The following is a 24,294-nucleotide window of genomic DNA, read 5'->3' as shown; positions in this document are numbered from 1 at the left end:
TCAGGCGAAGAAGCGATGCGCCTTTTCCAGCGCTTCGGCGAGGCGGTCGACCTCGGCCAGCGTGTTGTACATGCCGAACGAGGCGCGGCAAGTGGATGTCGCCCCGAAACGCCGCAGCAGCGGCTGGGCGCAATGCGTGCCGGCGCGGACCGCCACACCCTCGCGGTCGATCACCATCGACACGTCGTGGGCATGGATGCCTTCGAGATCGAAGGCGACGATCGCGCCCTTGCCCGGCGCCTCGCCATAGATGCGCAGCGTGGGCACCGCCTTCAAGCGCTCGTGGGCATAGGCCCGAAGGCTCTCCTCGTGCGCCGCGATCCGCTCCCGCCCGACCGCGAGCATATAGTCGAGCGCGGCGCCGAGCCCGATCGCCTGGACGATCGGCGGCGTGCCGGCCTCGAAGCGATGCGGCGGGGCGTTGTAGGTCACGCTCTCCTCGCTCACCTCCACGATCATCTCGCCGCCGCCGTTGAACGGTTGCATGCGGTCGAGCATCTCGAAGCGGCCGTAGAGGACGCCGATGCCGGTCGGGCCATAGACCTTGTGCCCGGTCAGCACGTAGAAGTCGCAGCCGATGTCCTGCACGTCCACCGGCAGATGGACGGCCCCCTGGCTGCCGTCGATCAGCACGGGGATGCCGCGCGAATGCGCGAGCGCCGTCACCGCTTTCGCCGGCGTCACGGTGCCGAGGACGTTGGACATGTGTGTGAAGGCGACGAGCTTGGTGCGCGGCGAAAGGGCCCGCTCGAAGTCCTCGAGCGCGATCGACCCGTCGTCCGCCACCGGCACGAAGACGAGCTTGGCTCCCTTGCGCTCGCGCAGGAAATGCCATGGCACGATGTTGGAGTGATGCTCCATCACCGTGAGCACGATCTCGTCGCCCTCCCCGATCTCCTTCATCCCGTAGCCGTAGGCCACGAGGTTGATGGCCTCTGTGGCCGAGCGGGTGAAGACGATCTCGTCGTGGCTCGCGGCGTTCAGGAAGCCGCGAACGGTCTCGCGCGCGGCCTCGAACTCCTCCGTCGCCTTGTTCGACAGGAAGTGCAGCCCGCGATGCACGTTGGAATAGGTACTCGCATAGGCCGACTGGATACGGTCCAGAACCTGGCGCGGCTTCTGCGCCGAGGCGCCGTTGTCGAGATAGACCAGCGGCTTCCCGTGCACCTCTCGCGCGAGGATCGGAAAGTCGCGACGGATCGCCTCGACATCGTATCGCTCGCTGGCGACGGTCTGAATGTTCATCGGTCCGCTCTCCGCGTTTCCGGCGGCAAGCCGGCTCGGATGGTGCGCGGGACTACCGGTCCCGCGCCAGCCAATCGTCGATCCGCGCTTCCAGCGCTTCGACCAATGCCTCGTCCTCCAGGTCCTCCACCACCTCGTCCACGAAGGCCTTCACGAGAAGCGCGCGCGCGGGCGCCTCGGGAATGCCTCGGCTCATGAGGTAGAAGAGGTGATCGGCGTTGATCTCGCCGGCCGTCGCGCCGTGGCCGCACTGAACGTCGTCCGCGAAGATCTCCAGCTCGGGCTTGGCCGAGAAGTCGCCGTCGTCCGATAGGAGCAACGTGTTGCAGGCGAGGCGCGCGTCGGTCTTCTGCGCGCCCTTGGCCACGCGGATCATGCCCTGGAACACGCCGTGTCCGCCGAACACCACGTTGCGGAAGATCTCGGTGGAGGTCGTGTGCGCGACGTTGTGGTTCAGCGTCGTGGTGACGTCCACGTGCTGGCCCGCCTCGAGAAGGTTGACGCCGCGGATCTGGATGTCGGCGCCCTCGCCCACCGTCACCGCGTGGACTTCCTGGCGCACGACGGCGCCTCCGGCGTTCAGGACGAACAGCCGCAGCTTGGCATCCGCGCCGAGGCGCACGTTGAGCTGGCCGAGATGCGTCTCGGCCGCGCCCTTCTCCTGCACCACGATCCACAGCGCTTCCGCGCCGTCGCCGATGTCGAGATCGTGCACGGCCGAGGACAGGTCGCCCGCCGCGCCCGCCGGCGCGCGTTCGACCAGCGTCGCCCGGGCCCCCGCGCCGACCTCGACGCGCGAGAAGGCATGGCTGCCGCCGGCGCCTGGCTGCGGGCGCAGCTCGGTGACGCTCTCGGCGCCCTCGGCCTTGCCGATGCGCAGGTGCGAGCCCGCCGCCCCCATCGCCGTATTGACGAGGCGAACCGTATCCACCGCGCGATCGAGATGGTTGACCACCTCGTCGTACCCCGGGGCCTGCGTAGCCGCCTCGATCGCGACGCCCGGCGCCGGGTCGTTGCCGGCGCCCGCCGTTCCGAGCTCCACCACCACGCTGTGCGGCAGGAAGGGCGTCAGATAGCTCGGCTCGCCGCCTTCGTTCCCCGCCTCGGCCTGGCGTCCCAGCAGGACACGCAGATCCGTGTAGTGCCAGGCCTCGACGCGACGGCTCGGCAGGCCCTCGGCCGCCAGCACGTCGAGCGCGCGCCGTTGCGCGTCGGTGGCGGCGGAGGTCTGGCCGCGTTGGATCAGCGCCAGTTCCGCCTTGGTGCGGGTCTGGGTGACGGCCGACATCAGGCCGCCTCGCCGATGATCTGAGCGTAACCCTCGTTCTCGAGCTGCAGCGCCAGCGACTTGTCGCCGGACTTGATGATCCGGCCCTTGTAGAGGACGTGCACCTTGTCCGGCACGATGTAATCGAGCAGGCGCTGGTAGTGCGTGATGACCAAGAACGAGCGGTCGGGGCCGCGCAGCGCGTTGACGCCGTCCGCCACGATCTTCAGCGCATCGATGTCGAGGCCGGAATCGGTCTCGTCCATCACGCAGAGCTTGGGCTCTAGCAACGCCATCTGCAGAATCTCGGCGCGCTTCTTCTCGCCGCCGGAGAAGCCGACGTTGAGGGGGCGCTTGAGCATCTCCGCCTCGATCTTGAGATCGGCCGCCGAGGCCTTCACGCGGCGCATGAACTCGGGCGTGGTCAGCTCGCCCTCGCCGCGCGCCTTGCGCTGCGAGTTGAGGGCCGTCTTGAGGAAAGTCATCGTGGCGACGCCCGGGATCTCCAGCGGGTACTGGAAGGCCAGGAACACGCCGGAGGCCGCGCGCTCGGCCGCATCCATCTCCAGGATCGACTCGCCGTTGTACAGGATGTCGCCTTCGGTGACCTCGTAGTCCTCGCGGCCGGCGATGATGTAGGACAGGGTGGACTTGCCCGACCCGTTCGGCCCCATGATCGCCGCAACCTCGCCGTCCGCGACCGTCAGGTCCAGGCCGCGCAGGATTTCGGTGTCGGTATCCGCCACACGGGCGTGCAGGTTTCTGATTTCCAGCATCTTCGTTCTTCTAGAGCGTTGGTCGGCGCATCGGTCGGTGCGCGGTCGAGATGGTGTGGGCTGGCAGGCGTCGACGCTTAGCCGACGCTGCCTTCGAGCGAGATCCCGATCAGCTTCTGCGCTTCCACGGCGAACTCCATGGGGAGCTGCTGGATCACGTCCTTGACGAAGCCGTTGACGATCAGGGCCACGGCCTCCTCCTCGGGGATGCCGCGCTGCATGCAGTAGAAGAGCTGATCCTCGGAGATCTTCGAGGTGGTCGCCTCGTGCTCGAACTGCGCCGTCGCGTTCTTCGCCTCGATGTAGGGCACCGTGTGCGCGCCGCATTCCTCGCCGATCAGAAGTGAATCGCACTGCGTGAAGTTGCGCGCGTTCGCGGCCTTGCGCATGGCCGTGACCTGGCCGCGATAGGTGTTGTTCGAGTTGCCCGCCGAGATGCCCTTGGAGATGATCCGGCTCGACGTGTTCTTGCCGATGTGGATCATCTTGGTGCCCGAATCGATCTGCTGGCGTCCGTTGGACACCGCGATCGAATAGAACTCGCCGCGCGAGCCGTCGCCGCGCAGGATGCAGGACGGGTACTTCCAGGTGATGGCCGAGCCCGTCTCCACCTGCGTCCAAGAGATGCGCGAGTTCGCGCCCCGGCAGTCGCCGCGCTTGGTGACGAAGTTGTAGATGCCGCCCTTGCCCTCCTTGTCGCCCGGATACCAGTTCTGGACGGTGGAGTACTTGATCTCGGCATCGTCGAGCGCGACGAGCTCGACCACCGCCGCATGGAGCTGGTTCTCGTCGCGCTGGGGCGCCGTGCAGCCCTCGAGATACGAGACGTAGGAGCCTTTGTCGGCGATGATCAGCGTGCGCTCGAACTGGCCGGTGTTGCGCTCGTTGATGCGGAAATAGGTGGACAGCTCCATCGGGCAGCGGACGCCCGGCGGCACGTAGACGAAGGACCCGTCGGTGAAGACGGCCGAGTTCATCGTGGCGAAGAAGTTGTCCGACACCGGGACCACCGAGCCGAGGTACTTCTGCACCAGCTCGGGATGCTCGCGGATCGCCTCCGAGATCGGCATGAAGATCACGCCGGCCTTCTGGAGTTCCTTCTTGAAGGTGGTCGCGACCGAGACCGAATCGAACACCGCGTCCACGGCCACGCGCCGGCCGTAGCTGCCCTCCGAGGGCGGCACGCCGGAATCGTCCTCGGCGTCGAACTGCGAGGGCTCGTCGGCCCTGCGGACGCCCGCGAGGATCTCCTGCTCCTTGAGCGGGATGCCGAGCTTCTCGTAGGTGCGCAGGATTTCGGGGTCCACCTCGTCGAGCGAGGCCGGGCCCGACATCGACTTCGGCGCCGCGTAGTAGTGGATGTCCTGGAAGTCGATCGGCGGATAGTCGAGACGCGCCCAGGACGGGCTCTCCATCGACTTCCAGCGCTCGAAGGCCTGGAGCCGCCATTCCAGCATCCATTCCGGCTCGTTCTTCTTGGCCGAGATCAACCGGATGGTGTCCTCGTTCAGCCCCTTCGGGGCCACGTCCATCTCGATCAGCGTCTCGAAGCCGTACTTGTATTGGTCGACGTCGATCTGGCGCACCTGATCGATCGTCTCCTGGACTGCTGGCATCGTCTCTCTCCACACTCGCCGGATTCAAGGTCCGGTGGTTGGCTCGTGGACTGCCCTATAGCGGCAGTTCACAACGGTTCAAATGGGGGTCCGACCCTAAAAGTTGAAGGTGCCGGACCAGATTGGCTGACGCCGTTCACGCGACTTGTCGTGTGCCCGCCCTTTCGGCCGAGCGGGCGCAATGCGCGCCGAAGGCCGACAGGAAGCGGTCGATCGCGGCCGCTTCCGTTTCCGGCCCGAAGCTTATCCGCAGTCCGCCCATGTCGGGCTCCACGGCGGCGCCGCCGCGCGCCATCGCTTCCAGGACCGACGACCCGCCCACCTTGCCGGAGGCGCAGGCCGACCCGGCCGAGACCGCGATCCCGGCGAGGTCCATGGCGATCTGCGCCGTCTCGGCGCGTCGGCCGGGATGATGCAGCATCACGGTCTGCGGCAGGCGTTCCGCCGTGCCGCCGACGATCGAGAATCCCGGCGACAGCGTCAGGATGCCGCGCTCCAGCCGCTCGCGAAGGTCGAGCATGCGGGCGCGCTCTTCGGGCGTGCGCCGAGCGAGGCATGCCGCCGCGCCGAAGCCGGCAATCAGGGCCGCAGCCTCCGTTCCGGCGCGCTGGCGCGTCTCCTGCGCGCCGCCGGTCAGCAGCGGACGGGGGCGAAGGCCGGTGGAGCCGAGCACGAACGCACCCACCCCCTTCGGGCCGCCGATCTTGTGGGCAGACAGGATCAACGCGTCCGCCCCGAGCGCCAGCGCATCCAGCGGGATCCGCCCGGCCGCCTGTACGCCGTCGCAGACGACGATCGCGCCTGCGGCTCGCGCCCGGCTCACGATTTCGCCCGCCGGTTGCAGCAACCCGGTCTCACTGTTGGCGGCGCAGAAGGCCACGAGACCCGGTGGCCCGGCCGCGAGCCACCGGTCCAGCGCGTCGAGCCGCACCACGCCGTTCGGATCGACCGGAAGGCGCGTCGCGTCGGCGGATGCGAAGCGGCCGCCTTCGCGGATGCAGGGGTGGTCGGTGTCGATCACCGCAAGCCGAGCGGCGGTCACGTCCCGCCCGTCCCGCGCCCAATGCGGCGTCAGGCAGGTCGACGCCGCTTCCGTCGCGCCACTGGTGAAGACCACGGCTTCGGCCTCGGCACCCGCCAGCCGCGCCACGTCGGCGCGGGCCGTCGCCAGGAGCGAGCGTGCGGCGCGTCCCTCCGCATGGACCGACGACGGGTTGCCCACTGTCGCCAGCGCGGCGACAATGGCGTCCCGCGCCTCGGACAGGAGGGGCGCGCTCGCGTTGTGGTCCAGATAAAGACGCGTCTCGCGCACAGCCGACCTTCGCGCTTCTTCCGGTTGGCCCGTCGAGGGTTCGCTCAACAGCCGACGCTCGAAAATGTTTGTGTTCGAAGCACTCGGCGGACTACATAGCGCCCCTGTAGGACCCGTGTAGTTTTGAATCGTTCTAACCAAGAACTTTAAGAGGCTGCCCATTCCCCGTCAAGGTGCCTGGCCCGTCCGGTCACCCGAGTCCCCCTTGAGGTTATGCAATGCCCGAAGTCATCTTCAACGGACCGGCCGGCCGCCTGGAAGGTCGCTATCAGGCGGCGAAGGAGAAGAACGCGCCGATCGCGATCGTTCTCCATCCGCATCCCCGCTTCGGCGGCACGATGAACAACCAGATCGTCTACCAGCTCTTCTACATGTTCGTGGAGCGCGGCTTCACGACGCTGCGCTTCAATTTCCGCGGAATCGGGCGCAGCCAGGGCGAGTTCGACCACGGCGCGGGCGAGCTGTCGGACGCCGCCGCCGCGCTGGACTGGATCCAGGCCTTGCACCCCGATTCCAAGCACTGCTGGGTGGCGGGATACTCGTTCGGTTCCTGGATCGGCATGCAGCTCCTGATGCGCCGGCCGGAGATCGAGGGCTTCATCTCCATCGCGCCGCAGCCCAATTCCTACGACTTCTCGTTCCTGGCGCCCTGCCCGTCCTCGGGCCTCATCATTCACGGCGAGAAGGACAAGGTGGCGCCACCCAAGGACGTCCAGGGGCTTGTCGACAAGCTCAAGACCCAGAAGGGCATCATGATCACCCAGAAGACGCTGGCGGGCGCCAACCACTTCTTCGGCGAGCAGACCGAGGAGCTTCTGGCCGAGTGCTCCGAATATCTCGACCGCCGCCTGGCCGGAGAGCTCTCCGACGCCCGGCCCAAGCGCCTGAAGTAAGCCCGACAGCCGGCGGCCGCGCCCGAGCGCGCCGCCGCCGCCCATGCGACGGAACAGACCCATGAGCCGCTTCAAATCCGACTTCCTGCGCGTTCTCGACGAGCGCGGGTTCATCCATCAGGTCTCCGACCCCGAGGGACTGGACGCGCTCGCGCATCGGGGCCGGATCACCGGCTATGTCGGCTACGACGCCACGGCGACGTCGATCCACATCGGCAACCTGATCTCGGTCACGATGCTCTACTGGCTCCAGGAGACGGGCCACCAGGCGATCAGCCTGATGGGCGGGGGCACGTCGATGGTCGGCGATCCGTCGTTCCGGGACAGCCAGCGCGGCATGCTGACGCCCGAGCAGATCCAGACGAACATCGACGGCATCCAGCGCGTCTTCGGCAACATCCTGCGCTACGACGGGCCCAATGCGGCCATCATGGTGAACAATGCCGACTGGCTGATGAAGCTGAACTACGTCGAGTTCCTGCGCGATGTGGGGCGGCATTTCTCGGTCAACCGCATGCTCAGCTTCGATTCGGTGAAGCTGCGGCTCGACCGGGAGCAGTCGCTGAGCTTCCTCGAATTCAACTACATGATCATGCAGGGCTACGACTTCACCGAGCTCAACCGGCGCTACGGCACGGTGCTGCAGATGGGCGGCTCCGATCAGTGGGGCAACATCATCAACGGTGTCGACCTCAGCCACCGCATGGGCGGCCCGCAGCTCTACGCGCTGACCACGCCGCTGCTCACCAAGTCCTCCGGCGAGAAGATGGGCAAGTCGGCCTCGGGCGCCGTGTGGCTCAACGGCGACCTCTTCAGCCCGTACGAGTTCTGGCAGTACTGGCGCAACACCGAGGACGCCGACGTCGGACGCTTCCTGAAGATCTTCACCCGCCTGCCGCTGGACGAAATCGCGCGCCTCGCCGCGCTCGGTGGGGCCGAGATCAACGAGGCGAAGAAGATCCTCGCCACCGAGACCACCGCGATCGTTCACGGACGCGCCGCGGCCGAGGAAGCCGAGGCGACGGCCCGCACGACCTTCGAGCAAGGTGCGCTCGCCGACACGTTGCCGACCGTTCTCCTTCCGAAGGCCGAACTGGATGGCGGCGTCGGCATCCTGTCGCTCGTCGTGAAGGCCGGTCTTGCCGCCTCGAACGGCGAGGCGCGGCGCCATGTCGCGGGCGGCGCGGTCCGGCTCAACGACCAGCCCGTCTCGGACGAGCGCATGACGGTGACCGCGTCGGCGCTGGCGGACGGCGTCGCCAAGCTCTCGCTGGGTAAGAAGCGGCATGTCCTGGTGAAGACCGCCGACTGATCTCAGTCGAAGGCGAAGATCTGGCGGAAGATGCCGGGCGCGATGGCCGAGATCGGGTTCACCACCAGCGACGGCGAGGCCATGGCCCCGCTCAAGCGGTAGGTGATCCCGATCAGCCCCCCCTCCTGGCCGTTTCCGAGGATCTGCCCGAGAAGCGGGATCGCGCCGAACACCCGGTTGATCCCGTAGGCCGGCATGAACGAGCCCGACACGTCGATCTGGCCGCTCGGATCGTAGACGACGCCGGCGAAGCTCGATCCGAAGATGGGCCCGCGCACGATCCCGTCCGCCACCCGCAGGCTGCCCTTGCCATAGGCGAGCTTGGCCGAGGCATGGTCGAAGAAGGCCCGTTCCGTCCGCAGGTCCTGCCCGATCGCCTGCGACAGGCTGGCGGCACCAGGTGTCGGCGACGAGCCCACGATGCGCGACAGGCGCGGCTCGTCCACCAAGGTGAAATTCGTGAGCTTCAGGTCGCCCGCATAGCCCGCGTCGGCCGAGCCGATGACTGCAAGGGTTCCCTGCCCGCCTTCCATGTGGCCGTAGAGCCCGGCGAAGCCGAGCAGGCCGCCCACGTCGCCCGCCGCGATGCGGATGCGGCGCTGGTCCTTCTGCGGCGCGAGATCGCCGGCGAGGCTGGCGCCGTTGATCGAACCGCCGAGCGCCAGCGCCGCCATGCGCCCGTCCGCCGACGCGTAGTTCAGGGAGAACCCGTCCACGGCGCGTCCGTTGAACCCGTCGAGCCGCCCGACGTCCATCGTCACGTCGAACGTGCCGCCGCCCACGCGGCCCTTCTTGTCGCGTCCGAGGCCGGCCTTGATCTCGGCCAGGATCGGACGTGCATCGAAGCGGTCGCCCTGGACCTGGATGCCGAACCCGTCGCCGTGCCGTTCGACGTCCACCGCGACCGCGTCTCCCGGATTGAGAGCGACGCGGCTGAGGCTGGCCCGGCGCAGCCCGCGCTTGTCCACCGCGATCGTTCCGCTCGCGCGGAACCCGTCGCCCTTCAGATCGAGATCACGCAGCTCGGTCGTGTCGCCGTCGCGCCGCAGCGCGAAGGAGAGCTCGGCCGCGATGCCGGCGCCCTTCCTCCAGGCCACGGCCGGCAGGTCGAGCTGGGTCTGGCCGAGGTCGAGTCGGGCATGCATGCCGTCGGCGTCGTCGGTGATCCGCGCGGCGATCGTCCCCTTCACCACACCGTCCAGCGCTGGCACGAGGTCGACGACCTTGGCGGACGGCACCTTGAGGTCCGCCTCGAGACTGCGGGCTCCCACCGGGTTCGCGCCGAAGGGTAAGGCGAAGGTCATCTTGGCCGGTATGCCGTCCATCGAACCGTCGAGCGAACCGCTCGCCTGTCCGGGGATCGCATGGAACAAGCCGTGCAGGTCCGAGAACCTCCGCCCTTCGATCGCCTGTCCCGGATCGATGCCGTCGAGTTCGGCCTCCACGCTCCAGCTCGTTACCTGTCGGTCGCGGGGGATGTCGTCGCCGAGCACGAGCGTCGCGCCGACCTTGGCGGACGCGCGTCCCTTGAACGGGTCGATCGCGAGCGGAACGTTGCGGAAGGCGTGGATCGGCTCACGATCCGCCACCGCCATGAGCTGCGCGATCTCGCCCGACGCCTGCATGTCGAGCTCGATCCCGAGATCGCGGGGATTGCCCTCGGGAGGGCGCTGGAGAACCAGGTGGGACGGCTCGATCGCGATCTTGTCGAAACCGTCGACGGCCCCCTTCTCCACCGCGATGTCGGTGCGGATGCCGCGCACGGTCAACAGACCGTCCATCTGCCGCAGACCAGGCAGATCGCCGACGGTCGCGAGCGCCACGCCGCGTACGGGAACGTCCAGCCGCAGCTCGGTGTCGCTTGGCGAACCGCCGATCTTGAAGGCCTCGCCGATCCGGTCGCGCCGGATGTCGATCGCGATCGTGCCGCTCGGCACATGACCCTCGGACGCCAGGTGATCCAGGACCCAGCGACGGGCCTTTCCGGCGATGTTGAACGGCCAGAACGCCTTCACCGAGGCGGCCGAAATGGACGTCGCGCCGAGGTTCAGGAAGCTGCGCGCATCGGGCGCCGAGCCGTCGTAGCCGGCGCTGCCTTCCAGCGTCCCGCCGTCGGTTCGCAGCGAGGCGGACCGCAGTTCGAGCTGCCGCGCGCGCGGCGTGAAGCTGCCTTCCAGCTCGAGGTCGGCGCTCATCGGTGAGCCCTCCGATGCGGCGTCCCGCCCGACCGCCGAGCGGATCGCCGGCGCCGCGACCTTGAACCCGTAGACCGGCGCTTCGTCCGGCGCGTCGCGGTTGGTCTGCTCCACCGAGCCCGACAGGTCGAAGGCGACGTCGCGGAAGCGGAACGGGCTCGGTTCGATGACGAGCCGCTCGTCGCCCTGGCGATAGGTCGCGTCGAGCCGCCCGCTTTCCACGCGCGTGCGGTTCAGGCCGAGCTGGAGATGCCCCGCGCCGAGGTGGGCGCTTGCGCGTACGACGGCGGGTTCGTCGGGCCGGGCGCGGTCGAGCGACAGATCGAACCAGGTTTCGGAATCGCTCCCGAATGGCCGCTCGTCCTGCTCGTCGGCCTCGTCCGCCGGAGGCGCCACGGCGCCGAGGTCGATCCGACCGGAATGCGCGCCGAGCCGCGTCAGTCGGCTCGTGGCCGGATCGAACTCCGCCGTGCCCGAAAGCAGCAGCGGGATCGCCCCCGCCTCGACGTTGGAAACGAGCCGCAGCGTGCCGTCCAGCGCCCGGTGCAACTCCACTCGCCGGACCACGAGGTCCGACCACGGTTTCGCGGCGTCCGGCAATCCCACGACGCGGATGTCCTGGAGGCTCAGCGTATCGAAATGGAACGCCTGCAAGGCCTGGAGCTGTCGTTCGAGCGCCGCGACGCCGTTGTCGATCGTGCGCGCCAGCACTGAGCGTCCGTCCGCAGCCGCGGCGGAGTCCCTGGGCGCCCGAGGGGCGTTTCCCGCGAAGGCGGCGAGGTCGAGGTCGGCTCCGGCGATTTCCAGCCTGCCGAACTCCAGCGAGCCGCCGACAAGCGGCATCAGCCGAAGCGCCACCGACACCCGGTCGACCCGCGATTCGCGGTCCGGCCGGTCCTTGCGATGCAGGGCGGCGTCGTACCAGTTCAGCGCCAGCGTGCCGTCCCGGCGCAGTTCGAGCTGCTGGCGTCCGAGCGAGGCCTCGTAGCGCGGTCCCAGAAGCCGCGAAAGCGCCGCCTGGGTCTGCGACTGGACGAAGCGCTCGCCGGTATCGGTGGCAAGGAGAAACGCCGCCGCGCCCGCAACGAGCACGACGAGAAACAGAAGGAGGCCGAGAACCGCACCGACGAGACGCCGAATTCTTCCCATCAAGTCCGATCGTCTCCCATTGAGCGGCGAAGGGCGCTACAAGCCACCCCACCCTTAAGGACCCATCAATACGGCGATAGCTTGCCTTCGACTTGCCGACGCTATGATTGAGGGCGAATTGGAAGCGTGCGCTCGTTTCGCGAGCGGCTCGGTCGCGCCGGACGCGACGCCGAGTGAGGCGCATGAGGACCGAAAGGACGGACGAATGGCGAACTTGACCGCGGGACAGGCATTTCCGGATTTCGACCTCCCGGCGGACGACGGCGGCCGGGTGGCGAGCGGGCAGCTTCGCGGCCGGCCGTTCGTCGCCTTCTTCTATCCCAAGGACGACACGTCCGGCTGCACGCTGGAGGCGCTCGACTTCACCGCCCTCGCCCCGGACTTCGCCGCTGCCGGCGTGCCGGTCTACGGCGTGTCTCCCGATCCGGTGGACAAGCACTGCCGCTTCCGCGACAAGCACGGGCTCGCCGTGCCCCTTCTGGCCGACACCGAGCGCACCCTCCTGGAAGCCGCGGGCGTCTGGGTGCAGAAGAGCATGTACGGCAAGACCTACATGGGGGTGGAACGCACCACCGTCCTGGTCGACGGCGAAGGCGTCGTCCGCCGTGTCTGGCCGAAGGTCAAGGTGGACGGGCACGCTCGCGAGGTGCTGGACGAGGCGCGCAAGCTGGCGGGCGCCGCCGCGTGAGCCGTCTGGCGACGCCCACCCTGCGCGGGCTCGCGATCGAGGCGCTGGGCGAGCCCGACCTCGATCGCAAGCGGCAACTGACGCGTCTGGCCGGCGAACGGTGGGCGGCGCGTACGCTCGGCCTGTCGGCGCCTTCGGATCCGCCCCTGCCCGCGCGGCCGGGCCGCCCGGCCGAGCCGATGCTGGTCTCGCCGCGCCACGTGCCACGGCGTTCCGTTCATACGCTGGACGGGCGGATCGCGATGATCCACGCCCTTGCCCATATCGAGCTTAACGCCATCGACCTCGCGCTCGACATCGTCGCCCGCTTCTGCGGCCAGCCGGTGCCGCGCTCGTTCTTCGACGGCTGGATGATGGTGGCGACCGACGAGGCGCGCCATTTCGGGTTGCTGTCGGACAGGCTCGCCGCGCTCGGCTCGCGCTACGGCGCGATGGCCGCCCACGACGGTCTCTGGCAGGCCGTGGAGGTCACCGGCCACGATCTGGCGGCGCGCCTTGCCGTTGTGCCGCTGATTCTCGAGGCGCGCGGGCTGGACGTCACGCCATCGCTCCTCTCCAAGCTCCACGAGGTCGGAGACCCCGAAACGGCGGCCATCCTCGACGTCATCTACAACGACGAGAAACGTCACGTCGCGGTCGGCGCCAAGTGGTTCCGCTTCCTGTGCGCGCGCCAGCGGATCGATCCGGCGCGGCGGTTCCAGGAACTCGTGCGCGAGTGCTTCCGCGGCGAGGTCAAGGCGCCCTTCAACGACCGCGCCCGCGCGGAAGCCGGGTTGACGCCGACCTTCTACCGCAACCTGTCGCCGCTCTCGCAATAGCCGTCGGCACGCCGCGTCAACGACCCCTTAACCTTAACCGTTTCTAATTCCTCCATGTTGCCGACTGTCCGGCGCGGGTGGAGCGGGTGCATGAGTTTGCAGCCTCGCGGTTCCGTTTTCGGAAACCGAGTCAGATCCCATACGATCGTCATCGCGCGCGGCGAGCGCGTGCGCCACTGGACCGTGCCGTCCTGGCTCCTGGGCACCGCCGCCGTAGCGGCGGTTCTCGGCGTCGTCGGCGGGATCGGCGCCGTGGGCCTGTCGTTGTCGGGCGACAGCGTGGTGCGGATGATGGTGGAGCGCGAGGTCGCGACGACCACCGTCTACGAGAAGCGCATCAGCGGGCTCCGCCAGGAGGTGGACAAGCTGACCACCCGGCAGCACATCGACCGGGATCAGATCGCCAAGCAGTTGGACGTTCTGCTTTCGCAGCAGGCGCAGCTCGTCGGGCGGTTCGAGAAGCTCGAACCCCTGCTCGACAAGGCAGCGGCCGAGGGGCTGATCGATGCCGCCACGACAGCGTCCACGGAGCCCGCCGCCGGCGGCTGGGGCATGCTCGGGCGCATCGGCAAGGCGCTGGCGCCTTCGCGGGACGCGCGGGCCGATGCGGTGGAGCATATCCGGGACGTGGTGCTGCCCTCCATCCGCCAGAGCGTCGGCATGGTCGAGGGCCAGCAGGCGGCCGGCGTCGCCAAGCTGTCGCAGGACGCCGCCGAGAAGGTCGATCGCATGAGCGATCTCCTGCGTCCTCTTGGAGCGGACATGGGGGAAGGCGGCATCTTCGTGCCGCCCCCGGCCGACGCCTCCTTCGACACGCAGCTGCATCTGCTGGAGGGCATGCTGTCGCGCATGGACGACCTGCGCGGCACGGCCGAGCGCCTGCCGCTGGCCGACCCCAAGCCGCCGGGCACGGTGCGAAGCTCGACCTTCGGATTGCGCACCGACCCGTTCCTCGGCCGCGCGGCGATGCACACGGGCATCGACTTCGCCGGGGCGCCGGGCACGCCAGTCCGTGCCACGGGCGAAGGCCGCGTGATCTCGGCCGGCGACCAGGGCGGCTACGGGCTGGCGGTCGAGGTGGATCACGGCAACGGCGTCACCACGCGCTTCGCCCACATGTCGCGGATCGACGTCCGCGTCGGACAGAGCGTTGCGCCGGGCACGCGGCTCGGCCTGATCGGCACCACGGGACGCAGCACGGGGCCGCACCTGCACTACGAGGTGCGGGTGAACGGCGAGGCCGTCAATCCGCAACGCTACATCGACGCCGGTCGCCGCTGGGCCGAACTCTGACCTTCCAACAAGCGAAAGGCCGCCCGGTTCGGGGCGGCCTCTCTCCGTTCGTTCGATGCAGACCGGTCAGTCGACGTCGGTGACCTCGACGTCGCCGCCGAAGACGCGCTGCGCCAGCGCCGCCTCGATGAACCCGTCGATCCCGCCGTCCAGCACGTCCTGCGGCGCCGTGCTCTCGACGCCGGTGCGCAGGTCCTTGACCATCTGGTAGGGCTGCAGAACGTAGGAGCGGATCTGGTGGCCCCAGCCGATGTCCGTCTTGGACGCGGCCTCGGCGTTCGCCTTCTCCTCGCGCTTCTTCAGCTCCTCCTCATAGAGCCGCGCGCGCAGCATGTTCCAGGCCGTGGCGCGGTTCTTGTGCTGCGAGCGTTCGCTCTGGCACTGCACCACGATGCCGGTCGCCAGATGGGTGATGCGCACGGCCGAGTCGGTCGTGTTGACGTGCTGGCCGCCCGCGCCCGAGGCGCGATAGGTGTCGATGCGCACGTCGCCTTCGTTGACGTCGACCTCGATCGAATCGTCCACCACCGGATAGACCCAGACGGACGCGAACGAGGTGTGCCGGCGCGCCTGGCTGTCGTAGGGCGAGATGCGCACGAGCCGATGGACACCCGATTCCACCTTCATCTTGCCGTAGGCGTTGTGCCCCTTCAGCAGGATGGTGGCGGACTTGATGCCGGCCTCTTCGCCGGAGTTGTGCTCCAGCATCTCGACCTTCATCTTGGCACGCTCGCCCCAGCGCATGTACATGCGCAGAAGCATCGACGCCCAGTCCTGGCTCTCCGTGCCGCCGGCGCCCGAGTGGATTTCCACGTAGGTGTCGTTGGCGTCGGCCTCGCCCGAGAGCAGCGTCTCGATCTGCCGCTCGGCGACGTCCTTCTCCAGCGCACGGATGGCGTTCTCCGCCTCCGTCACGACCTCGGCGTCACCCTCCTCCTCGCCCATGGCGATGAGTTCGATATTGTCCTGGAGGCCCTGCTCCAGCGCGCGGATGCCGGTGATGGCGGTCTCCAGGCGCTGGCGCTCCTTCATCAGGCGCTGCGCCTCGGCCGGATCGTTCCACAGGGAAGGATCCTCGGCGGCCGCGTTCAGGCGATCGAGTTCTCGGACCGATTGATCCCAGTCAAAGATGCCTCCTCAGCAGGCTTACGGCCTGCTTGATGTCGGAGACAATGGATTCGATTTCGGCACGCATGCCGGCATTCCCCTCGTGATGTCCTGGAAGAATGGCGCGGACCATAGGGACGGCGCGCCGGGCTGTAAAGCGGACCGGCCCCGGACGGAGCGAACCGCCGGGGCCGGAAACATCCGCGTCGCGTCTCGGCCGACGGCTAGAACAGCCCGCCCGCCCCGCTCGCGATCGCCTGTGCGGCCTCGGGCGAGATCGCCTGTTCCGCCGGGGCGCTCGCATAGGTGCCGCCGATCACCTCGTACTGATCGGATGGGCCGGTGCCCGGCTTGAAGGCCTCGATGATCGAGCCTTCGGCACCCGGCGAAGCGGCCATGCCGGTGGCCCGGTTCACTGCGATCTGCGTCATGCCGTCGGGAATTCGGAAGTCCACCACCGGCTTGCCGGCCAGGGCCTGCTTCATGAACTCGTTGAAGACCGGCGCCGCGAAGCCGCCCCCGGTTCCGCCATGGCCCAGCGACTGCGGGTTGTCGTAGCCCAGGTACACGCCGGTCACGAGGTTCGGCGTGAAGCCCACGAACCAGGCGTCCTTCTCGTCGTTGGTGGTACCGGTCTTGCCGGCGATCGGCACGCCCACCTGCTTGACCACCGTCGCGGTGCCGCGCTGGACCACGCCTTCCATCATGGAGGTGATCTGGTAGGCGGTCATCGGGTCCAGCACCTGCTGGCGCTCGTCCACCAGTTCCGGCTCGCTCTGGCCGTCCCAGCCGGAAGCGTTGCACGCGTCGCACTGGCGGTTGTCGTGGCGATACACGGTGTGTCCGTAGCGATCCTGCACGCGGTCGATCACCGAGGGCTCGATCGAACGGCCGCCGTTGGCGATCACCGAATAGGCCGACACCATGCGCAGGACCGTGGTCTCGCCGGAGCCCAGCGCCATCGGAAGATAAGGCGCCATCTTGTCGTAGATGCCAAAGCGCTCCGCGTATTCCGCCACGAGCTTCATGCCCATGTCGTCGGCAAGGCGTACCGTCATGAGGTTGCGGCTCTTCTCGATGCCGAGCCGCAGCGTCGAGGGGCCGGCCACCTCGCCGCCGTAGTTCTTCGGTTCCCAGAAACCGCCCCGCCCGTCCGGGATCGAGACCGGCGCGTCGAGGATCACGGACGCCGGCGTGTAGCCGTTGTCCAGCGCCGCGGCGTAGACGAAGGGTTTGAAGGCCGATCCGGGCTGGCGCATCGCCTGCGTGGCGCGGTTGAATTCGGACTGCGCGTAGGAGAACCCGCCGACCATCGCCAGCACGCGGCCCGTGTGCGGGTCCATCGCCACCAGCGCGCCCTGCACCTTCGGCGGCTGGCGCAGGACGTAGCCGTCGCCGTCGGCCTGCCGCTCGACATAGACGATGTCGCCGCGCGCCAAGACGTCGTCCACCGAACGCGCCGTGCTGCGTTTTCCGTCGCGATCCTGGCGCATCGCCCACTTCATGTCGGCCTGGCTCAGCGTCGCGATCTCGCGCTCGGCGCCGCGACGGCCCGAAACCTCGCGCGGCGGCTGGAGGCCGACGCTCGCGGAGTTCGCGTCGGACGAGAGGACCACCGCGAGGCGCCATTCCGGCACGTCCGCATAGGGCTCGATCTTGTTGAGCGCCTGCCCCCAGTCGCCTCCCAGCTCCACGGTCTCGACCGGCCCGCGATAGCCGCGCGTCTGGTCGTACTGCACCAGCGCGTGCTGGAGCGAGGTGCGCGCCTCGACCTGCAACTGCGGATCGAGCGTCGAGCGGACCGAGAGGCCGCCCTCGTAGAGCGCCTTGACGCCGTAGCGGGCGATCACCTGACGGCGCACTTCCTCGGTGAAATACTCGGCGGAGGCGAGATAGGTGCCGCTCGGGCGCGGGTTGACGCCGAGAGGCTTGGCGATCGCCGCCAGCGCCTCGTCCTGCGTGATGAAGCCGTTCTCGGCCATGCGCTGGATCACCCAGTTGCGGCGGCCGATCGCCTCCTCCGGGTCGCGGAACGGGTTGTAGTTCTCGGGCGCCTTCGGCAGGGCGGCGAGATACGCCACTTCCTGGATCTCGAGCTCGTTCACCGACTTGTCGAAATAGGCGAGCGAGGCGGCGGCGACGCCGTAGGAGCCCATGCCGAGATAGATCTCGTTCAGGTACAGCTCTAGGATGCGGTCCTTGGAGTAGGCCTGCTCGATGCGCAGCGACAGGATCGCTTCCTTCACCTTGCGCTCCAGCGACCGCTCGTTGGTCAGCAGGAAGTTCTTGGCGACCTGCTGCGTGATGGTCGAGCCGCCCTGCATGGGGCCGCCGCGCACGTAGAGCAGCGCGGCGCGGCCGATCCCCTCGAGGTCCACGCCCGGGTGGTTGTAGAAGTTCTTGTCCTCGGCCGAGAGGAACGCGTCCTTGAGGCGCTGCGGGATCGCCTGGATCGGCAGGTACAGCCGCCGCTCCTTGGCGTACTCGGCCATCAGCGAGCCGTCCGCGGCGTGGAGGCGCGTGGTGACCGGCGGCTCGTACTTTTCGAGGACCTGATAGTCCGGCAGGTCCTGGCTCATGCTCGCCACGTACCAGGCGACGCCGCCAGCGAGGATCAGCGCGAACACCGTGCCGATGCCGAACAGGTAGCCGAGAAGTCTGATCATCGTGTCTCCATGGCTACCGGTCCGGCGGCGCAGGGAGACGCCGCGCGGCTCGGTGGGCCGGGCATGGCGGGATGGCCCCGCGTTGGAGGAATTCCTAACGCATCGTTCATGCGTGGAGAATGCGGCGGCCGGATGATCGCGGGGTGTTGCCGCCCCGACTGTTGCGCGCCCGCAACGATTGCACCGTCAGGGCTTGGCAGAGACGGGTGCTCGGCCGGCGAAATCGGCGATCGACCGCGCGAGAATCTCGGCCAGTCGCTTCTGCCACTCGGCCGACTTCAGCTCCCGTTCGTCCTCCGGGTTGGAGAGGTACCCCATCTCCAGGAGGATCGACGGCACGTCCGGCGCACGCAGGACGCGAAAGCCTGCGGAACGCTTGGGGTTGTTGATGAGGCGGATCTCGCCGTCGCGCAGGTCGGCCACCAGTCGCACGGCGAAATGCTCGGAAAGCCCCTCGGTCTCGCGTCGAACCAGATCGACCAGGATGTCGTGGATCTCGGGCGCATCCTGGTCCCATTCGGGGCCCGCGAAACGGTCCGCCGAGTTCTCCACGTCCGCCAGCTCGCGCGAAAGGCTGTCGGAGGCCTTTTCCGAAAGCGTGTAGACCGTCGCTCCCCGCAGGTCCTTGTAGCGGATCGAATCCGCATGGAGCGACACCATGAGGTTGGCGTTCGCCCGGCGCGCGATCGCGGCGCGCTCGTTCAGCGGAATGAAGGTGTCGTCCTCGCGCGTCATCAGCACCTTCACGCCGGGGTAGCGGGCCAGGGCGTCGCGCAGCGCCATGCCGAAGGCGAGATTGACGGCCTTCTCCTCCGTCCCGTTCTCGCCCGTGGCCCCCCGGTCGATTCCCCCGTGGCCGGGATCCAGCACGACCACGAAGGGGCTTCGTGCGCCGCCCTTGGCCTGGACCGGCGTCGGCGCGCTGCGGACGGGCGCGGCGACGAAAGCGTCGTCCGCCGCCGGCTCGAGGTGCAGCGAGACGCGCGAGGCATCGCCGCGCGGCACCACGCTGAGCTCGGGCCGCACGGCGCGGGCCAGCGTCAGGATCAGCCGGTAGCGGTCCGCCCCGATCAGCCCGTGCCGCAGATCCTTCACCAGGGGGCCGTCCGGGACAGGTGGTAGTTTCGCCGCCGCCAGCGTGTGGTCGAAGTCGAGGGCCACGCGATAGGGATTGCGCAGCAGAATCAGCCGCGGCTTGGCGGCCCCTTCGACGTCGATGTCGAGACCGAATCCGTCGGGGCCGGATATCTCGCGGATGGCCGTGACGATGGATGGATCGCCCGCCGACCAGGCTGGCCGCACGGCGGCGGCCAGCAGGAGCGAAGCGAACAGGGCGAGTACGAAGCGATGGAAGGACACGAGTGGCGACCGTCGGATGCTGAGTTCACGTGCTGGGCGGGTCGAACAACATGGAGGCGAAAGCCGCAACTGCCGCTTTGGCGGGCTCTCCCCTTGTTTGCGGGACTATAGAGCCTTACAAGCATGATTGAGGCTCCCGCGTCACCAGAACGGGTGCGTCGTCGAATTCGTCGGCCCGTGCGGGTCGGCCCCCTCGACCGGCGCACGATCCGACCGGCGCGGGAAACTCACACAGATTTGTGCCGGCAGGGTCTCACACGCTCACCGGTCTCTTCGCGAACGAGGCATGGATAAGACTCCGCCGAAGTCGCGTTCTCGTCGGCCGCGAAAGCGGCCATCCTATGTTGCAGGTCGTTCTCGCGTGTCATTGGCATACCGGCTCCCATCGACGCCCGCCTCCCGCCCCATCGGGCCGGACGCTCGTCCGTCGCGGATGCTCGCCTCCCCACGGCCCGAACGCACCATTGCGGACCCCCCAGCGCCAGCTCCGCGTCCGACCTTCGAGGTCGCGCGATCCGGGCGCCCGCGGGTCCCGGAGTTGTATTTCCATGGCAGACAAGATGCTGATCGACGCGGCCCACCCGGAGGAAACCCGGGTCGTCGTCGTCAAGGGTAACCGGGTCGAAGAGTTCGATTTCGAGTCCGAGCACAAGAAGCAGATCAAGGGGAACATCTATCTGGCGAAGGTGACGCGCGTCGAGCCGTCGCTCCAGGCCGCCTTCGTCGAGTACGGCGGCAACCGCCACGGCTTCCTCGCCTTCAACGAGATCCACCCCGACTACTACCAGATCCCCCACGCCGACCGTCAGGCGCTGATCGAGCACGACCTCGCGCAGGCCGAGGAGGACGACGAGGTCGAGGAGCGCAAGCCCGCCAAGCCGAGCCGTTCGCGCAGCCGCCGCTCGCGCTCCGCCGAGGCCAAGGCCGCCGAGGCGACGGACGACAGCGTGTCCGAAGTGGTCGAAGGCGAGACCGGCGACGACGCCGAGATCGCGGATACCGCGGCCGACGGCAGCGAGACCGCGTCCGGCGAGGCCGGTCCGGAAACCGCCGAGGCGGTGACGGGCGTTGACGAAGCGGGCGAAGCCACCGAGGCTACCGAGGCCAAGGCCGACGTCGAGGAGGACGGGAAGCCGCGTCGCGGCCGCCGCTCGCGTCGCTCGCGCGAGACCGAGGAGGAGCCTGCGGTCGACGAGGCCGACGAGGTGGACGATCTCGGCAGCGAAGATGCGATGGAGGAAGTGCCGGTTCGCAGCAACCGCGCGCCGCGCAAGCATTACAAGATCCAGGAGGTCATCAAGCGCCGCCAGATCCTGCTGGTGCAGGTCGTCAAGGAAGAGCGCGGCAACAAGGGCGCGGCGCTCACCACCTACCTGTCGCTGGCCGGCCGCTACTCGGTGCTGATGCCCAACACGGCGCGCGGCGGCGGCATCTCCCGCAAGATCACCAACGCGGCCGACCGCAAGCGCCTGAAGGAGGTCGCGCGCGATCTCGAGGTGCCGCGCGGCATGGGCATCATCCTGCGCACGGCCGGTGCCAACCGCACCAAGGCCGAGGTGAAGCGCGACTACGAGTACCTGATGCGGCTGTGGGAGACGGTGCGCACGCTGACGCTCCAGTCCACCGCGCCCGCCCTCGTCTACGAGGAAGGCAGCCTCATCAAGCGGTCGATCCGCGACCTGTACAACAAGGACATCGACCAGATCCTCGTGGCCGGCGAGAGCGGCTACCGCGAGGCGAAGGACTTCATGCGCATGCTGATGCCGAGCCAGGCAAAGGTGGTGCAGCCCTATCGCGATCAGAGCCCGATCTTCGCGCGGCAGGGCATCGAGGCGCAGCTCGACAAGATGTTGCAGCCGCACGTGACGCTGAAGTCCGGCGGGTACATCATCATCAACCAGACCGAGGCGCTGGTCGCCATCGACGTGAACTCGGGCCGTTCGACGCGCGAGCACTCGGTCGAGGACACGGCCTACCAGACCAACCTGGAGGCAGCCGAGGAGGTCGCCCGCCAGCTCCGCCTGCGCGATCTCGCCGGCCTGATCGTGGTCGACTTCATCGACATGGAGGAGAAGCGCAACAACCGGAACGTCGAGAAGCGGCTGAAGGACTGCCTCAAGGACGATCGGGCGCGCATCCAGATCGGCCGCATCTCGCATTTCGGCCTCCTGGAGATGAGCCGCCAGCGCATCCGCGCGAGTGTCCTGGAATCGACCACGCAGACCTGCCCCGTCTGCAACGGCAACGGCTTCATCCGTTCGTCGTCGTCGCTGGCGCTCCAGGTGCTGCGCTCCATCGAGGAGCACCTGCAGAAGCACGGCACGCACGACCTGACGGTGAAGGTGCCGACCGCGACGGCGCTCTACGTGCTCAACGAGAAGCGTTCCACCCTGGACGAGCTGGAGCGCCACTACGGGCTGCGCATCCTCCTGGAGGCGGTGGAAGGCTTCGGCCACCAGCACGTGGCGATCGAGCACGGCGCCGAGGCGACGCGCCGCGTGAAGCCCGAGGCCATCGCCACCCTCTCCTCCGTCTCGCCCGATACGGTCGAGATCGAGGAGGTCGTGGTGGAGTCCGAGGCGGAGTCGACCGAAGAGGAAGCCGTAGCCCGCGCCGGCGGCTCGGATGGCGAGGAGCAGCGCGACGGCTCTCGCCGTCGCCGCCGCCGCCGTCGTGGCGGTCGTCGGGGCGATGAGAACGGCGCCGCGACCTCGGCCGCGAACGACGACGAGGCCGACGTTGACGAGGATGCCGCCGCGGAGGGCGATGCTCCGGCCGCGCCGACCACGGAAGCGTCGGACGACGAAGGCAACGGCGGCGACCGCAAGCGCCGTCGCCGCGGCCGCCGTGGCGGTCGCCGCAACCGCGACGACGAAGCCGGCAACGAGGCGTCCGCCGGCGGCGACGACGGCGCGGAGCCCGTCGCCGAGCTGTCCGGCGACGATGCGGTGCCCGAACTGCCGGTCCTCGCGGAAGCAGTTCCCGATGCCTCGTTCGAGCCGGAGATGACCGACGCGGTGGAGGCGGTCGAGGGCGACCCGTCCGAGGAAGCCGCCGAGGCGCTGACCAACGCCGACGTCGCGGTTCCCGACGAGAACGAGGTGATGTCGACCACCGCCGAGGCGAGCGCCGCCATGGACGGCAACCCGCCGCTCGACGCCGTCTTCCCGTCCGAGGACGAGGAGCCGGTCGAGGAGGAGACGGTCACGGTTCGTCGCGGTTTGCGCCTGATCGCCAACGGCGAGGAGGCCACGGACGAGGGCGCCGAGGAAAAGCCCAAGCGCCGCGGCTGGTGGTCGCGCCGCAGCGCCGAGTAAGCGACGAGGGAGCGGCCGAAAGGCCGCTCTTTTCGTTTACGGGCCGCGTTCAGCCGCCGAGGCCGGGCACCGTCCGCAGCCGCCTCACCGCTTCCGCGATCTCCGACGGGTCTCCGGCATAGGACAGGCGCATCGTCCGGTGGCCGCGCCGCAGATCGAAGTCGAGCCCCGGCGTGGCGGCGACGAGCGCGGTGTCGAGCAGATGCCGGGCCAGCTCCGTCGCGTCCGCGAACCCCTGCGGAATGGAAGCGTAGGCGTAGAACGCGCCGTCGATGGGGGCGATGTCGCCGAAGCCGAGGGCGGGAAGCGCATCCATCAGCAGCGCGCGGCTCCGCTCGTAGCCGAGCTTCACGGCTTCCAGTTCCTCGGTCGCCTCGAACACGGCCTCCGCGCCGACCTGGCTGAGTTCAGGTGCCGAGATGTAGAGGCTCTGCCCGACGCGCTCGGCCGGGCGAACCAGATGCGGCGGCAGAACCAACCAGCCGATCCGCCAGCCGGTCATGCAGTAGTACTTCGAGAACGAGTTCACCACGATCGCCCGGTCCGAGAACTGGAGCGCCGAGGCGGTTTCCCGCCCGAAGGCGAGCCCGTGATAGATCTCGTCCGAGACGAAGACGATGCCGGCGGCGTCCGCGAACTGCACCAGGCGTCGCAGCTCGTCCGGCGACGTGACCGTGCCGGTCGGATTGGCGGGGCTCGCGATCAGCACGCCGCGCACGGGCGTCTCGCGGTGGACACGCTCCAGCGCCTCGGCGGTGAGCACGTAGTCGTCTTCCGGCCCCACCTCGATCTCGACCGGCTCGATGCCGAGCGCCTTCAGGATGTTGCGATAGGCAGGGTAGCCGGGCGTCGCGATGGCGACCCGGTCGCCGACGTCGAAGGCGGTCAGGAACGCGAGGTTGAAGCCGGCGGAGGATCCGGTGGTCACCATCACGCGTTCGGCGGGCACGTCGACGCCGTAGGCCTCAGCGTAATGGCGCGCGATGCGCGCCCGCAGGCTGGCCCGGCCGAGCGCGTCCGTGTAGCCGATGCGTCCCCGGCGCAGGAACGCTCCGACCGACTCGGCCACCGTGCCCGGCACGGGCGCCGAAGGCTGGCCCACGGCGAGCGAGATCACGTCTCGCCCGGCGGCGACCATCCGATTCGCGGCCGCCATCACGTCCATGGCCCGGAACGGGTCGACGTCGGAGCGGCGCGACGGGGCGGCGGGCGGGGTGTCGTACATGGAAGCCTCATAAACGCCGGAAAAAAGTGCCCTTCCAGGATCCGAGGATGGCCGTC

16 protein-coding genes are annotated in these 24,294 nt (G+C 68.6%); 6 read left to right on the top strand and 10 right to left on the bottom strand.

The features are described from left to right. From D3218_RS03110 to D3218_RS03090, 5 genes are all read right to left on the bottom strand, one after another. On the bottom strand, positions 1-1,245 hold the full coding sequence (locus D3218_RS03110; protein ID WP_119538399.1) for a cysteine desulfurase: 1,245 nt from the start codon (positions 1,243-1,245) through the stop codon (positions 1-3). Positions 1,246-1,297: 52 nt separating this feature from the next. Next, a complete protein-coding gene (gene sufD / locus D3218_RS03105; RefSeq protein ID WP_119538398.1) occupies positions 1,298-2,533 on the bottom strand; it encodes a Fe-S cluster assembly protein SufD in 1,236 nt (411 codons plus the stop codon). Next, positions 2,533-3,288: a Fe-S cluster assembly ATPase SufC gene (sufC, locus tag D3218_RS03100; protein ID WP_119538397.1), complete on the bottom strand. Its 756-nt coding sequence runs from the start codon at positions 3,286-3,288 to the stop codon at positions 2,533-2,535. Before sufC ends, sufD begins: the two co-directional genes overlap by 1 nt. A gap of 77 nt (positions 3,289-3,365) precedes the next feature. After that, the gene (gene sufB / locus D3218_RS03095) at positions 3,366-4,904 is read right to left on the bottom strand and encodes a Fe-S cluster assembly protein SufB (protein WP_119538396.1); all 1,539 of its coding nucleotides are present in this window, start codon (positions 4,902-4,904) and stop codon (positions 3,366-3,368) included. Positions 4,905-5,040: 136 nt separating this feature from the next. After that, the gene (locus D3218_RS03090) at positions 5,041-6,216 is read right to left on the bottom strand and encodes a cysteine desulfurase family protein (protein ID WP_119538395.1); all 1,176 of its coding nucleotides are present in this window, start codon (positions 6,214-6,216) and stop codon (positions 5,041-5,043) included. Positions 6,217-6,434: 218 nt separating this feature from the next. On the opposite strand from D3218_RS03090, the gene D3218_RS03085 reads away from it, so the two are divergent. Continuing rightward, positions 6,435-7,109 carry an alpha/beta hydrolase gene (locus D3218_RS03085; RefSeq protein ID WP_119538394.1) on the top strand — a complete coding sequence of 225 codons (675 nt, stop codon included), beginning with the start codon at positions 6,435-6,437 and terminating at the stop codon, positions 7,107-7,109. 61 nt (positions 7,110-7,170) lie between these two features. Next, a complete protein-coding gene (gene tyrS, locus D3218_RS03080) occupies positions 7,171-8,421 on the top strand; it encodes a tyrosine--tRNA ligase (protein WP_119538393.1) in 1,251 nt (416 codons plus the stop codon). A 2-nt stretch (positions 8,422-8,423) separates the two neighbouring features. On the opposite strand, the gene D3218_RS03075 is transcribed toward tyrS, so the two are convergent. Then, a complete protein-coding gene (locus tag D3218_RS03075) occupies positions 8,424-11,765 on the bottom strand; it encodes a hypothetical protein (protein ID WP_119538392.1) in 3,342 nt (1,113 codons plus the stop codon). Positions 11,766-11,970: 205 nt separating this feature from the next. Here D3218_RS03075 and D3218_RS03070 point away from each other — a divergent pair, with 205 nt between their 5' ends. The 3 genes from D3218_RS03070 (at position 11,971) to D3218_RS03060 (ending at position 14,564) form a co-directional block, all read left to right on the top strand. Beyond that, positions 11,971-12,453 carry a peroxiredoxin gene (locus D3218_RS03070; RefSeq protein ID WP_119538391.1) on the top strand — a complete coding sequence of 161 codons (483 nt, stop codon included), beginning with the start codon at positions 11,971-11,973 and terminating at the stop codon, positions 12,451-12,453. Next, a complete protein-coding gene (locus D3218_RS03065) occupies positions 12,450-13,271 on the top strand; it encodes a ferritin-like domain-containing protein (protein WP_119538390.1) in 822 nt (273 codons plus the stop codon). Before D3218_RS03070 ends, D3218_RS03065 begins: the two co-directional genes overlap by 4 nt. Positions 13,272-13,439: 168 nt before the next feature. Beyond that, entirely contained in the window at positions 13,440-14,564 is a 1,125-nt protein-coding gene (locus D3218_RS03060) for a M23 family metallopeptidase (protein WP_168990395.1), read from the top strand. A gap of 66 nt (positions 14,565-14,630) precedes the next feature. On the opposite strand, the gene prfB is transcribed toward D3218_RS03060, so the two are convergent. The 3 genes from prfB to D3218_RS03045 all read right to left on the bottom strand — a co-directional run bounded on the left by prfB (position 14,631) and on the right by D3218_RS03045 (position 19,696). Beyond that, positions 14,631-15,759 (bottom strand): peptide chain release factor 2 gene (gene prfB, locus D3218_RS03055; protein WP_119538388.1). Its coding sequence is split into 2 segments (ribosomal slippage): positions 14,631-15,689 and positions 15,691-15,759, totalling 1,128 coding nucleotides; the frame shifts between segments, so codons are not numbered across the junction. 136 nt (positions 15,760-15,895) lie between these two features. Further along, the gene (locus tag D3218_RS03050) at positions 15,896-18,337 is read right to left on the bottom strand and encodes a penicillin-binding protein 1A (RefSeq protein ID WP_119538387.1); all 2,442 of its coding nucleotides are present in this window, start codon (positions 18,335-18,337) and stop codon (positions 15,896-15,898) included. Between the two features lie 186 nt (positions 18,338-18,523). After that, a complete protein-coding gene (locus D3218_RS03045; RefSeq protein WP_119538386.1) occupies positions 18,524-19,696 on the bottom strand; it encodes an N-acetylmuramoyl-L-alanine amidase in 1,173 nt (390 codons plus the stop codon). A 548-nt stretch (positions 19,697-20,244) separates the two neighbouring features. Here D3218_RS03045 and D3218_RS03040 point away from each other — a divergent pair. After that, the gene (locus D3218_RS03040) at positions 20,245-23,013 is read left to right on the top strand and encodes an Rne/Rng family ribonuclease (RefSeq protein ID WP_119538385.1); all 2,769 of its coding nucleotides are present in this window, start codon (positions 20,245-20,247) and stop codon (positions 23,011-23,013) included. A gap of 49 nt (positions 23,014-23,062) precedes the next feature. Here the strand turns inward: D3218_RS03040 and D3218_RS03035 are convergent, their stop codons facing one another. Continuing rightward, positions 23,063-24,238, bottom strand: a complete 1,176-nt coding sequence (locus D3218_RS03035) for a pyridoxal phosphate-dependent aminotransferase (protein WP_119538384.1) — start codon at positions 24,236-24,238, stop codon at positions 23,063-23,065. Between the last annotated feature and the right edge of the window lie 56 nt (positions 24,239-24,294).

Source organism: Aureimonas flava (genome assembly GCF_003583935.1).
In the GTDB taxonomy this organism is placed as follows: Bacteria; Pseudomonadota; Alphaproteobacteria; order Rhizobiales; family Rhizobiaceae; genus Aureimonas; species Aureimonas flava.
The sequence above is the reverse complement of the archived record's forward strand: the minus strand, read 5'-3'. Positions and strand labels throughout refer to the sequence as shown.